The following is a 12,206-nucleotide window of genomic DNA, read 5'->3' on the forward strand; positions in this document are numbered from 1 at the left end:
CGCGACATCATTGCTTGCGCAAGACCGGACCCAGCATTTGGTCCATTTGTTGAAGCGTGTTCACCGGAATTCTGTTGCGAGGGGGCATGGCCCGCTGCTTCTTTTGCCGATGCAGAAAACTGCTGAGCCCCTTCGCCTCGGCCACGAAGCCAAGAAAGTTCAACTCGATGGTGATGAAGTGGCATGAGCGCGTGGCAATGTGCTTTTTAAGCCGGCCTTCCGCTTGCTTCAGATTCTTCGCCGTGTGAGTTCCCGAGCGCTTTTCGCGGATGTCTTTCTCCATCTTCAGGATGCTGTTGTACTCCGCCAGCATGGCACCCTGATCAAAGGTTGTGATGTAGTCGTCTTCCTCCGAGATATAGCCGACTCCGTTTAATGCCGTGAGGCAAACGTTGGGATAGCTTTCCAGGGGGCGCTTTGAGATCAAGGACTGCTTCTGCGCAAGTTCGACCAGCTTGCCGCACACATAGTCGAGCGTGCTGATTTCACCCCAGCTTTCCGCCTCAAACTTCATGCACAGCGTTTCCAGGGCCTTGCAGGAAAATGTCTGGCAGACCGTTCCATCAGAATTTCCCTTGTAATGCGCTGTCTCCCGCTTGCAAGCACTCTCGCAGCACCAGAACTCGATCTCGGTCACGCCATTGCAGATTCCATTGAAGAGCACCTCGACCACGGCGTCGAGCGGAAAGCCGCCGAGGGTGCGATTCGCCATGGGCCGGATCTTGGTGCTCGCTTCCATGAATCGCGAATGGCCGGTGACATAGACCGTGGAACCGCCAAGCTGGCACCCGGCCAACGATACGCTGCAGTCGATGCGAGCGGTCTTGCGGTTGGACTTCTCGATCCGGCTCTGGAGGAGATCGGTCATTCGCCCCATTTCGCGATCGGCTTCGTCGTCTTTCAGCAAAGCGAGAATGGTGATGGGACCCCGGCCCTTGAAGGCGTTGCCTGGCGGCTTGAAATCCATGGAAGCTCCTTGTACGAGCGCCGATGCAGCAAAGATCTGGATTGTCATCGTTCGCGCCACCGGAGGAATCGGCCAAATGGCACATGCACCCAACGGCCGTCAGCTTGCGGTGGCCGCGCCGAGTTTCTTCGTATTCGGTCCGGCCTACGTCCAGGAACGAGAGGATTCCGGGGAAATGGATTTCGTCTTTTGCCATGACCTGAATGCTGCACATCGGGGTGATCACAGTGCTATGGCGCCCGTGAGCGACCGAGCCTGCTTGCACCGATCGGGTGCGGCAGTAAGGCCGCGTTGGGGATCAGCGGCGCTGAATTCGAAACACAGCCGCACACAACGTACGGTCCGGTACTGCGAATTGGTACGGAGAATCGCGCCGCAAGCGCGCGCTCGAACGTGCGGCGCTCCATCCCATAGACTTGCGGGATTCGCTCCCAAGGATGACAAACAGATGTTGCGCGTAGTGTTCAATCAAAAAGGTGGCGTGGGCAAATCCACGATCGTTTGCAATCTCGCCAGCGTCAGCGCTTCCCAGGGGTTGCGCACGCTCGTGATCGACCTCGACCCGCAGGGAAATTCAAGCCAGTACCTGTTGGGCGAGCACGCGCAGGACGCAACGCCCAATATCGCGACCTTCTTCGAGGCGGCCCTGAGCTTCAGCTTCAAGGAGCCGCAGTTCGAGTCCTTCATCCATGAGACGGAGTTCGAAAACCTCGACATCGTCCCCGCGCATGCGGACCTCGACGCATTGACGAGCAAGCTCGAATCCCGTCACAAGATCTACAAGCTGCGCGATGCGCTCCAGAGCCTCAAGGGGTATGACGCGGTGTACATCGATACGCCGCCAGCCATGAACTTCTATGCGCGCTCGGCGCTCATCGCGGCTGCACGCTGCCTGATCCCCTTCGACTGCGACGATTTTTCGCGCCGCGCGCTGTATTCGGTGCTCGAAAACGTGAAGGAGATCAAGCACGACCACAATCGCAGCTTGACCGTCGAAGGAATCGTCATCAATCAGTTCCAGTCCCGCGCTGCGCTGCCCCAGCAACTTGTGAATGAACTCATCGGGCATCCCGTCCTGAATTCCTACCTCTCCCAATCCGTCAAGATTCGCGAGAGCCACCAGTACGCCACGCCCATGATCTACCTCGAGCCGCGCCACAAGCTGGCCCAGGAGTTCGTGGCATTGCACGAAGAGCTCAGCGTCTAGGAGAGACTGCCACTGCTCTCGGGTCCGCGGGGCGAGGAAAGAGAGGCTTTGCGCTGGGGTCCCAGGAAGCAGACGATGATTGCCCCGAAGTGTCAGGACGCGCCCTTGTCTGCAGGTCGCAAGCGCTTTCTCGTGAGCCGCGCCGGCGAGTGGTAGCGGCAAGACAGGCCAACGGTTCAGCCTCTACTCGATCCAGATGTCGAAGCTGGTGACCAGATGGCCTTTGCCCTACGGACCCACGCGATAGAAATAGTACGTGGCCTTGTATGGCACGCGCCCGAACTTCGCGGCATTCGTCGCATCGCAGCGCTCGGCAGGCGCAATTCCACCGACCGTCCTCACCCTCTGGATGCTTGCTGACAGTGCAAAGGTTCCCGTGTCACTGGACGATTTGGCTGTCAGCAGCAGCCAAGGGATTGCCGCCGGGTCTGGCCCTGGGTCGCTTGCCTTCACCTGCCCGACAACCTTGCTCCCGTCAATCGACTCCCACGTCGGCCCCGCGTAGTGCTTGCCAAGCGGGCGGCCCGATCGATCGCTGAGCGTGGCCTCGGGCGCGCGGAACGTCCAGGCAAATGACGAGGAATCACCTGCCTTGGGCGCGCATTCGTATATCTGTACGCCTGTGGCCAGGGCTTCCACGAACAGTGTCTCACCCGCGGGCGCCCTCAGCGGCGCGGGTAGGTCTGCGGGGATCGTGACCCGGCTCGTCGCACAGCCGGAAACCGCGAACAACGCCGCCGTCGAGACGAGGATCAGTGAACGGGGTGCCTGCATATTTGGTGTTCTTCGAGAACCGAGAGCTTGATCCTACTTTTCGGGAAGATGGGCGAGACGGTTGTCGGCGCGGCTGTAACAACTCTATCAAGGCGTCACTCATTCGCGTCGAGAGCGCCTGTCTCACGAGTGCCGTCGCGCCACTCGACAGGCGCAGGGATGCTGCCACTGCCACAGCGCATACTTTGGCCGCATAGGCACCTGCTACGCTGCTCGCTCGTCGGCAGGGTCGGGTACTCCTGCAGATTCGGAAACGGGAAGCGGAAAGTGAGCGCCATGTACGTGATAGACGCCCGACATTACCTCGACGACAAAGGTGACATCGGCCCCGAAAAGGGACCGTCACGCACGCTGGCCGTCTTCATCACCTCGGTGATCGCCCATGCCTCCGATTTCGACCGGCCGGAGGACACGCCCGGACCCGTCTGCTTCAAGTGCCGCAAGCGCGACAATCGCTGTGTGGACACCGGCATCGCTCGCGACGAGCTGGTGAACTGGCGCTGCCCTGCCTGCGGCTTCGAGGGGTGCATTTCGAATTGGCAGGGAACATTTTGGGACCTGCGCCACGGCACGCCATCGCACTGACATCCAAACTCACCGCGACCATGCCATCCCACCCTACCGACGACCTTGAGTCTTTCCTGAAGCGTCAGGACCCGTCGACGCTGGTAGGTGTTCTGATCGAACTGGCCAGTGACCACGAGCCGGTGCGCGAGCGGCTGGCGCGGTTGCAACTGTCCGGCCGGCCGGACATGCTCGCGGCCGGCTTTCGCAAATCGCTGAATGCGTGGCGTCGTTCGTCCAGCTTCTTCAGCTACCGCGAGTCGGGCGACTTCGGTCGTACGCTGGAGGCGTGGCTTGATCAAGTCCATCGCGAGCTCTTGCCGAAGGATCCCGCCGCCGCGCTGGCGCTCTTCGAATCGTTCATTGAAGCCGACGGCACTTTCTTCGAACGTGCCGACGATTCCGACGGTTGCATCGGCGACGCAGTGCGAGCTGCCTGCCGGTACTGGCTGCAAGCCGCCTCCCAGTGCGAGGAGGCACCGGCGAGCGAATGGTCAAGCCGACTTGTGAAGCTGTTTGGCGACGACCAGTACGGCGCCCGCGATGAACTGCTGCGCCGCGCGGAACTGCTGCTCGACGAGAAGGCGCTGCGCGCACTGGCGGCACAGTTCGAGTCCCGCATGGCCGGCGCCCTTGCCGCCCCTGCAGACGACAACGGTCATTCGCACGAGGTGTTCAGGATCTCAGCCGCCCTGTCGCTGCTGGCCGAGGCCCTGCACGACCCTGACGTCATGGTTCGGGGCGTGCTCAGTTACAGCCCGCAACCCAACGCGATGCAGCAGAAGGCGTTCGTCGACGCCTACCTCGAGGCCGATCGTCCGAGCGACGCGCTGGCCTGGCTTCAAGGATCGTGGGGGCACATGGAAGACACCCGGGAGAGGCTGGAATCAGATGCTCTGGGACGCTTGGGTCGACATGGCGAGAGCGCTCCCATCCGCCAGCGGCTGTTCGAGCGATCAATTTCCGTATTCGATCTGCACCGCTGGCTTGCACAGTTGCCCGATGCGTCCAGGCCCGAGGCACTGCAGCGCGCCCGTCGGTTGGCGTTGGGCCATGACGACCCGGCGACAGCGGCCACGCTGCTGCTGGACATCGGCGACGATGAAGCGGCCGAGGCGATGTTGCTGGGGGAACCGACCCGCATCCGCGGCGACGACTATGGGGCGCTGGTGCCGTTGGCGCAGGCATTGAGGACTCATCGGCGCCTGCGCGGCGAAGCCGCCATTTACAGGGCGCTTCTCACGGCGATCCTCGCCCGGGCCTATGCCCGTGCCTATGGACACGCGGCGAGCTACTGGATACGGCTGCGTGAGATTGCAGGCACGGGCATGGATTTGCTTCCGCTGGAATCGCACGAGGTTTTCGAGGCCGCGATCCGATCGCGACATGCGCGCAAGGTCGCGTTCTGGGCGCACGTGAACGGCAAGCGCAGCGACCACGGCGACGAGGTCGGGCGCAGGGGAAACTCTTAGCAGTGCGACGGGGCTGCCGGCGACAGAGTGCTGATCTCAATCGCACGGGACCTGGCCCTTTCTATTTGATTTGAGGTGGCGCGGGAGGTTCGGGCCATGCCTTCCGGCCTTGGAATGCCTTGAGGGCGGAGACGAGCGAGGTACGAGGCTCTTCTGACTGCTAGAACTGATCTGGGTCGAATCCAACTCGGCCACGTTCCTCGATCGATCTCAACAGCCTGCGGGGCACTCCCGCGGCAATGACACCCGCTTGTACATCTTTCGTCACTGTGCTTCCAGGCCCGATGGAGCCATCCCCGATGACAACGCCAGGGTTGATCTGCACGCCCGCCCCGATCCAAACCCGATCTCCGATTCGAACCGGGCGCGCGTGACACGTGCCGGCCGCCCGCTCCTTGGGATCGATTGCATGATGGGTCGTGTAGATGCCGCCGCGAGGAGCCAGAAGAACGTCGTCCCCGATTGAGATCCCTCCGCCATCGAGCATCACGCAATCAAGGTTTGCATGGAAGTTGTTGCCGATGTCGATGTTCTGGCCAAATTCGCACCTGAAAGTTGGCTCGGAATGTACTCGCTCGCCCACAGCACCGAGCAGCTTTTGAAGGATCGCCAGGCGAGCAGATGTCGGACGCGAGAATCGTGCGTTGTACTCGTTGGTGGGCAGGTTGGTGCTCGCGCGCGGCAATCAGTTCCGGGTTCAGGTCGTTGTAGGTTCGTCCCGAACGCATGACAAGGAATTGCTCGCGAAGATCCATGCTTTCTCCGAGGGATTCAGTGGTCGATGCGCTTCGTTTGGGTCGCCGTCGTCACGGTTTCAGTTGGCATCTGGGGATGCTTACACTCGGCGATGGTCATTCAAGGTCTCGCTTATGGATGGGTGAAGGATCCAGTGCATGCGCGGCGCATTTGAGCTGAGCAACCTTCAGCGACTCGTCGATCTTGTCGCGGAGGCTGCTTTGCGCGAAATCATGCCGCGGTTCACGCGTTTGACAGCCATCGAGGTTCGGCAAAAGACGTCGGCATTCGATGTTGTCACGGAAGCCGATGAGGCTGCCGAGAGCTTCATCACCAGGGCATTGGAGACTGACTTTCAAGGTTGCGCCGTGATCGGAGAGGAGTCGGCCGGTCGCGATCCCGCCATGCTCGACCACCTTGCTACCGCACCGCTGTGCTTTTTGGTCGATCCGCTGGATGGGACGAAGAATTTCTCGAGTGGCCTGCCCCTTTTCGGCGTGATGGTGGCGGTGATCGAGGCGGGTGAAGTCGTCGCTGGCGTCATACACGACCCCGTGTGTCGCAACACCGCAGTGGCCATGAGAGACGCGGGAGCCTGGAGCCAAGCCGAGGATGGGTCGCGGCTTCAGCTCAAGGTGGCCAACCCGGTCCCGGTCCGCGAGATGGAAGGAATCGTGGGAACGAACTTTCTCAGCGAGCCGATGAGATCGACGGTCAATGCCAATCTTGCGCGTCTTGGCATGACAAACTGGTTTCGTTGCGCGGCGCATGAGTACCGTCTGGCCGCGCAAGGTCACTGCCATGTGCTCTTCTACAACAGGTTGATGCCTTGGGATCATGCAGCGGGGTGGCTGATTCACCGCGAAGCCGGCGGCATCGGCGCCCACTTTGACGGGAGTGCGTACCTGCCGTCCCATCAGTCCGGGGGACTCTTGTATGCTCCAGATGAGAGTTCCTGGTACAAGGTGATAGAAGCCCTGCTCGGCGCGTGACCTTCATTCTGCGCACCGTCCGTGACCGACCAATGCGGTCAGGGCAGATTTCCCCAAGGCAGCAACCATCGAACGCGCCCCCACCTCGCCAACCGTCGTCGACACCCTTCTCGTACAAGGCGCGGACGTCGCCGCCAGCGTGAAGCAGTTCGCCCCGGTCGGGAAGCCTTGCAACTACGCGGCGAGAAGTCCACCACGACCTTGCCCTTCGCGTTGCCTTCGGCAACCTATTCGTGGGCCTTCGTCGCCTGCTCGATCCTGAATGTCTGCTCATCGAGGATCGGACGCAGCAGGCCGGCGTCCGCCAGCGCGGTAGCCGCACGCAGGATCTCGCCGTGACGCTCGCGGCCCTCCCCTGTCGGCATCGGACGCTGCGTGAAGACGCCCGAGTACGTGGCCGCGCGGACGGACAACGACGCCAGGCTGTGGGCGCCCAACCGAGGATGCTCAGCACGTGGCCGCCGTACTTGCGCGCGGCGCTGAACAAGGCTTCGAGCGAGGGAGGTGGCAGTCCCTTTGATTCAATAGCAGTTGTGACCCGGGGTGCCTTGCATGAACAGGTTTAGCCCCCCTCCATGATGTAGCTCCCGATCTGCTATGCCGTGTCCTGATTTGCCGCCACCACGCGACAGGTACGATGCAAGCTTGGAGGTGACGGCATGAACTCTGCCAACCTGGTGATGCTGCGCACGGGAATGTCCGCCGCGTTTCTGTGCCTGCTCGGAGCTTGCGACACTCCGAGCGGATATGGCGGTGGCTACGACAACGGATACCGTCAGCAGCCCGCGTACCCGCCGCAGCCTCCTGCTTACGGTCCGCCGCCTGGATACGGCGCACCACCTCGCTACCCGCCTCCGCAGCCTGAGTACAGGCCGCCTCCACCCGGGTATGGCCAGCGTCCGCAAAACCACAGCGAACCCGCGCCCAACTTTGGTCCTACCGCCCCTGCCATTGCCAACCAGAACTGCATCCGTGCGGCAGCTGAGGCATTCAAGAAGCCTTGGCAGACCATCGTGCTGGGTGCATCGCAGCGCATGCCGGATGGAAATTACGCTGTGCAACTCACCAGCGGCACTGACGGTCGGCGCGTGGTTTGCGTTTCAAGTGGCATGGGCAACGTCCTCGGCTTGCGATGAGGCGCTCTGCGCAAATCGATCACGTGCCCAAGTCACCGCGGACAGGGAAAGCGCGTCGTGTTCTGCGTCGCTGCATTCCGACCCGATGGCCACGGGCCTCAATCGTCCTTGCGCCTCGTACGACCGTTCAGGAACTCGAAGGCGCCTTGCCAGGTCTGCGGTGAGTTCAGGATGCCGAGATGGCCCGTGTGCAGGATGGGGTCATAGGCGCCCTGCCCGCTCAGCACGATCTCGCGCGCGCCGCGCAGGCTGGCGCTCTTGGAGAAGTCTGTCGGCCTGCCGAAAGAATCCACGGCAGGCACCGGGGCGATGGCGCCGTCCTGCACCGGGAAATAGACGAAGCTGGCATCGCCATTGCGGATCACGAGCACGCGCGTCGGACCGTCGTCCTCGCTGCGCTCGTTCCGGCCGTTGAGCAGGCGCAGAAACGGCGTGTCGGGAGAGCCCAGTTCCTGGCACACCTCGCTCGCGGGGGTGAAGCCGCCCGCCGCCGGGGCTTGGAAGTAATTCGCGGGATCGGGTGAGCAATTGATGATGCCGTGGTTGGGCCCGTCGATGGCCACGAAGCGACGCACCGTGTCTTGCGCCTCGTCCTGTCGCATCCATTCGCGCGCGAGCGTGACGCCCAGGCTGTGCCCGACGATGTCGACCCGCTTCGCGCCCGTGAAACTGAGCACCGCGCGCACGAATCGACGCAGGTCCGGCACGTTGGCCGCGTTGGTGTGCGCAATGCTCGAACGGCGTGTCGGATCCGCAGCCAGGTCGCACTGGTCCCCTTGATAGCCCACGCCCCAGAGCTCGCTGGTGGCATAGCCGTTGTCAGCGAAGTATTGCGCCATCGCCTGAACTCGCCCGAAGGGATTGCAGGCAGTGGGGAATGGGGTGTCGTTGTTGCCGTGAATGAAGATCACCGGCGTCCGCGCCAGGGGGCCGGCGGCGCCGAAGCCAATGAGCGGCCGCGCGAGCGAGGTGTCTTCGATCGCCGGAAAGCCCGGCGGCAATGTGTTGCCCACGATGCCGGCGGCTTGCACCGCGGCGGCGGCCGCAAGTACGGTGGCAAGCGCGGCGGCATGGCGAATCCACTGTCTCATCTGCAGGCTCCTTGTTCAGCGCACGCGATCATGCCAACCGAACCCATTGCTGGCAAGGTTGGCGGCGCGCTCGTGTCCGAATCCGTACTGCATGCGCGAGGTCGTCTTCCGCCAGCGTCCGCGGCAGTCATGCGACGCCGCCGCCATCCAGCGCCATCGTCCGCAGGACCGAGGCAAGGTGCGATGTGGAAGCGGCCCGGGCGGGCACCGATTCCAGTTGCCCCGCGTGTATACGACAGCACCGGCCCGCCAACGCCCGCACATCGCAGCGGATCAAGCGCGGCGCCGGCCGACACCGCGACGAGCAGGCTTTCGCCGAACCGGCTCTTTGAACGCTGCAACGGCGCGTCGAGAAACGGCCGAGGCGGTCAGCCCCATCAACATATGGGGGCACGAGTTGCCAACACCGCCCGCACCATTGCACTCCAAGCGTGCATTCGTGTGCACAACTCTCCGGACATCTCCACATGGCCGGCAAGGCCGCCGCTGCCACCTCATCAACCCACCGTGCCGCCCGATACGCGGGCACGTTGCGGTGCGCATGTCAGCATGGTCTACGTCGTTCGGCTCTGGCACTTTGCTAGCCCGCGCAAGCAGTTGCTGCGGCTGGCCGGCATTCGCGGAAGTCATACTGACTTGGGTGCCGTACGCGCCGCTCGACCTGCTCGAGACGCCGAAAGTGAGAGCGGTTCCAGCGTGACGCAAGGCTTATCTGGGAGGGTGCGCCGGAGTGCGGATTGCCACTCTGGCGCGGTCCGGTCACGGTCAAGACAGGATACGTGCGCGCCAATTGACTGGCGAGCGGCGCGACTTCGCGAGTGATCATGTAGCTATTCAGCGGGTGTCGGTGCAAATTGAAGATTCAATCTTGCATGTGCAGGCGCATCGCCGTACCCCGTACTTGTTGGAGAGTTGAGCTCTGCTGGGGGCAGATCGGGATGAGCAATGCGGGGCAGTTTGTCGTGTCGCCTCGCAGGTTGGGAGCACCACGCTTGTCGCGAGCCCTGCAGCGAACGGCTTTACAGCGACTCGGCCTTGGTGCGGCGCGAGATTTGAATGGTGGGAAGTTGGGCGCAATCGTTGCTCCAGCGTCGGCAACGGCGTAACCTGCGCCGGGGGCTGGCGACAAGGCGCGATGCCTGTGCACCGGTCCTCTCCGTATCCCGTTTCTCGAACCATTGACCCGGAACCGACCATGATCTTCGACGCGATCCGTGAAAGTCACGACCTGCAGCGCGACTTGTGTCGCAAGCTTGCTGCGTCGCGCGGCAACATGGCGGCTCGTGAAATTCTCTTCCTGCAGTTGAAGGTCGAGTTGATGGCGCATGCAGCGGCCGAGGAGCGCTTCCTGTACGCCTCTCTGTTGATGGAGGACAGCGGCCTGGACGCTTCGCGCCATGCGCTTCATGAGCATCACGAAGTAGACGAGTTGCTGGACGACTTGTCCTCGCAAGACAAGAAGCGGGACGGCTGGATCGCAACGGCGAAGCAGCTGAGCTTCAAGGTGCGCCATCATCTCAAGGAGGAGGAATCGAAGTTCTTCCAGCTCGCAGGGCGTTTGCTGCCGGAGGCGAAGAAGGAGCAGCTAGGCCGCAAGTACGCGAAAGAGATCGTGCGAATGCGCGTTCACTACGCTGCCGAGTACAAGTTGGTGGCGGTCTCTGGAGCAAGCGGCCAGGTCAAGCCCGCGAAACCCGCGTTCGACAAACCTGCAACGCGAGGTAGCGCCAGCGCCGGTGCCCAATTGCGTGGCAAGAGCAAACCGCGCCGCACACGTTGACTGGTGCATGCATTGGACTGCGCAGGCCCCGCCGAGCCGATGCGCATGGGCCTGAATCATGTCTGTTGCCACGGGAGGGCTCGTGCGCTTTCGGAAGGCTTGGCAAAGACTGAGCGAAATCGGGTATCGCGTCCCGAGCGCTCCCTGAAATGCGCCATGCCACGAACCGTTGATGCCCCGAACAGGCGGCAGTACTCGCGGCCGACTGGGGACGGACTCGCGCAGCCCACCAATTGAGCGGCGACTGCAGCATCCACGCATTGCTGAGCATGGCCTTGCGTGCTCCCAGCAACCGGATTGACGATTCGCGGCGCATGAGGCGCACGCCGCGTTCCTGCGCAAGATGTGCCGAAAATCGCGCAGCCGGGGCCCACTGCATCGAGGAGGGTTGCACCCCCGGCGGTGGATGAGTCCTTCGCTGGGTTTCTCGAGCATGGGCTGGTTGCGCTCCGCCATCTTGATCTGGCTGCCAATGGCGGGGACGACGCGGTTGCCGATCTCACCGAGCACCGCGAAGGTGTCGTCGCGACTGCTTTCGAACTCCTGTGCCCTGACGACTTGCGCGCTGCGCGAGGCCGTGAATTGCACGCTCATGTTGGTTGCTGCTGCCTGCATCGGGTCCGTGGAGGTCTTCGGGGCGACGTTTAACGCGAGTAGCCCAACCAGTACGACGTGCACCTCTCGGCATGCCGGTCTTTTGCGACGCTTCTCATCGCCTTGGCGTCAAACTTGCAGACTCCATTCAAGGGGAACTTCAGGGCTCGCATCTTCTGCATCGCCAATCAGAAGGGTGGCGTCGGCAAGACGACCACCACGGTCAATCTCGCCACCGGCTTGGCCAAGGTTGGCCAGCGCGTGCTCATGATCGACCTGCACCGCCGACAAGTGCGGCTATGACGCGCTCGGCGCCAATCGCGAGCTGGCCGGCGCCGAAGTCGAAATGGTCACCCTCGAACGCCGCGACAAGCGCCTGCGCACCGCACTCGCTGCCGTCGGCGCCAATTACGACTTCATCCTGATCGACTGCCCGCCCAGCCTGAGCCTGCTCACGCTCAACTGGCTGCGCGCCGCGCACGGCGTGATCGTGCCGATGCAGTGCGATACTTCGCGCCCGAAGGTCTGACCGACCTGGTCAACACCATCAAGCAGGTGCATGCCAACCTCAACAAGAATCTTCAGACGATCTGCCTCTTGCGCGTGATGTTCGATCCGCGCATCACGCTGCAGCAACAGGGGAGCGATCAACTCAGGCCGCACTTCGGCAGCAAGGTGTTTGACACGGCGATCTCGCGCAAGGTCCGGCTGGCCGGGGCGCCGAGCTATGGCTTGCCTGGCGTTGTTTTCGATCAGGCCGCAAGGGGCAGCCAGGTGCCAGGGCTGGCAAGATGGCGACCAGGGAGATCACTCCGGAAACGGCCGGACGATGCGCCGGGATTGGCATAGAACAAGGCTCCCGCAAAATAAGGACCTTCGGAGGCCAACTGTGTA

11 protein-coding genes and 1 pseudogene are annotated in these 12,206 nt (G+C 62.6%); 7 read left to right on the top strand and 5 right to left on the bottom strand.

The window, feature by feature from the left end; translation table 11 throughout:
* Positions 1-7: 7 nt before the first annotated feature.
* Complete coding sequence (locus tag WKW79_RS33635) at positions 8-1,015, bottom strand: hypothetical protein (protein ID WP_340339583.1); 1,008 nt, start codon at positions 1,013-1,015, stop codon at positions 8-10.
* Positions 1,016-1,415: 400 nt separating this feature from the next.
* On the opposite strand from WKW79_RS33635, the gene WKW79_RS33640 reads away from it, so the two are divergent.
* Positions 1,416-2,174 carry a ParA family protein gene (locus tag WKW79_RS33640; protein ID WP_340339622.1) on the top strand — a complete coding sequence of 253 codons (759 nt, stop codon included), beginning with the start codon at positions 1,416-1,418 and terminating at the stop codon, positions 2,172-2,174.
* A 228-nt stretch (positions 2,175-2,402) separates the two neighbouring features.
* Here WKW79_RS33640 and WKW79_RS33645 read toward each other — a convergent pair whose 3' ends face one another.
* Positions 2,403-2,948, bottom strand: a complete 546-nt coding sequence (locus WKW79_RS33645; protein ID WP_340339584.1) for a DUF3455 domain-containing protein — start codon at positions 2,946-2,948, stop codon at positions 2,403-2,405.
* Between the two features lie 267 nt (positions 2,949-3,215).
* Between WKW79_RS33645 and WKW79_RS33650 the strand changes: the two genes are divergently transcribed.
* Together WKW79_RS33650 and WKW79_RS33655 are read left to right on the top strand one after the other, a co-directional pair.
* The gene (locus WKW79_RS33650) at positions 3,216-3,533 is read left to right on the top strand and encodes a hypothetical protein (RefSeq protein WP_340339585.1); all 318 of its coding nucleotides are present in this window, start codon (positions 3,216-3,218) and stop codon (positions 3,531-3,533) included.
* A gap of 20 nt (positions 3,534-3,553) precedes the next feature.
* Positions 3,554-4,984 (top strand): DUF6880 family protein, encoded by a 1,431-nt coding sequence (locus WKW79_RS33655; protein WP_340339586.1) that lies wholly within the window; start codon positions 3,554-3,556, stop codon positions 4,982-4,984.
* A 160-nt stretch (positions 4,985-5,144) separates the two neighbouring features.
* Here WKW79_RS33655 and WKW79_RS33660 read toward each other — a convergent pair whose 3' ends face one another.
* A complete protein-coding gene (locus tag WKW79_RS33660) occupies positions 5,145-5,669 on the bottom strand; it encodes a sugar O-acetyltransferase (protein ID WP_340339587.1) in 525 nt (174 codons plus the stop codon).
* Between the two features lie 208 nt (positions 5,670-5,877).
* Between WKW79_RS33660 and WKW79_RS33665 the strand changes: the two genes are divergently transcribed.
* The gene (locus WKW79_RS33665) at positions 5,878-6,711 is read left to right on the top strand and encodes an inositol monophosphatase family protein (protein WP_340339588.1); all 834 of its coding nucleotides are present in this window, start codon (positions 5,878-5,880) and stop codon (positions 6,709-6,711) included.
* A gap of 227 nt (positions 6,712-6,938) precedes the next feature.
* Here the strand turns inward: WKW79_RS33665 and WKW79_RS33675 are convergent, their stop codons facing one another.
* On the bottom strand, positions 6,939-7,148 hold the full coding sequence (locus WKW79_RS33675; protein WP_340339589.1) for an MDR/zinc-dependent alcohol dehydrogenase-like family protein: 210 nt from the start codon (positions 7,146-7,148) through the stop codon (positions 6,939-6,941).
* A gap of 222 nt (positions 7,149-7,370) precedes the next feature.
* Between WKW79_RS33675 and WKW79_RS33680 the strand changes: the two genes are divergently transcribed.
* Positions 7,371-7,847 carry a hypothetical protein gene (locus WKW79_RS33680; RefSeq protein WP_340339590.1) on the top strand — a complete coding sequence of 159 codons (477 nt, stop codon included), beginning with the start codon at positions 7,371-7,373 and terminating at the stop codon, positions 7,845-7,847.
* 98 nt (positions 7,848-7,945) lie between these two features.
* Here the strand turns inward: WKW79_RS33680 and WKW79_RS33685 are convergent, their stop codons facing one another.
* Positions 7,946-8,938 carry an alpha/beta hydrolase family protein gene (locus tag WKW79_RS33685; protein WP_340339591.1) on the bottom strand — a complete coding sequence of 331 codons (993 nt, stop codon included), beginning with the start codon at positions 8,936-8,938 and terminating at the stop codon, positions 7,946-7,948.
* 1,195 nt (positions 8,939-10,133) lie between these two features.
* Between WKW79_RS33685 and WKW79_RS33690 the strand changes: the two genes are divergently transcribed.
* Positions 10,134-10,718 (top strand): hemerythrin domain-containing protein, encoded by a 585-nt coding sequence (locus WKW79_RS33690; RefSeq protein WP_340339592.1) that lies wholly within the window; start codon positions 10,134-10,136, stop codon positions 10,716-10,718.
* Between the two features lie 729 nt (positions 10,719-11,447).
* Positions 11,448-12,161, top strand: a pseudogene (locus tag WKW79_RS33695) (ParA family protein).
* Positions 12,162-12,206 lie beyond the last annotated feature (45 nt).

Origin of the sequence: Variovorax robiniae, from assembly GCF_037889955.1 — a bacterium.
Lineage (GTDB): Bacteria > Pseudomonadota > Gammaproteobacteria > Burkholderiales > Burkholderiaceae_C > Variovorax > Variovorax robiniae.

Coding starts and splice junctions, on each gene's coding strand:
- WKW79_RS33635 (WP_340339583.1), bottom strand. CDS start 1,015: ATGACAATCCAGATCTTTGCTGCATCGGCGCTCGTACAAGGAGCTTCC.
- WKW79_RS33640 (WP_340339622.1), top strand. CDS start 1,416: ATGTTGCGCGTAGTGTTCAATCAAAAAGGTGGCGTGGGCAAATCCACG.
- WKW79_RS33645 (WP_340339584.1), bottom strand. CDS start 2,948: ATGCAGGCACCCCGTTCACTGATCCTCGTCTCGACGGCGGCGTTGTTC.
- WKW79_RS33655 (WP_340339586.1), top strand. CDS start 3,554: ATGCCATCCCACCCTACCGACGACCTTGAGTCTTTCCTGAAGCGTCAG.
- WKW79_RS33665 (WP_340339588.1), top strand. CDS start 5,878: ATGCGCGGCGCATTTGAGCTGAGCAACCTTCAGCGACTCGTCGATCTT.
- WKW79_RS33680 (WP_340339590.1), top strand. CDS start 7,371: ATGAACTCTGCCAACCTGGTGATGCTGCGCACGGGAATGTCCGCCGCG.
- WKW79_RS33685 (WP_340339591.1), bottom strand. CDS start 8,938: ATGAGACAGTGGATTCGCCATGCCGCCGCGCTTGCCACCGTACTTGCG.
- WKW79_RS33690 (WP_340339592.1), top strand. CDS start 10,134: ATGATCTTCGACGCGATCCGTGAAAGTCACGACCTGCAGCGCGACTTG.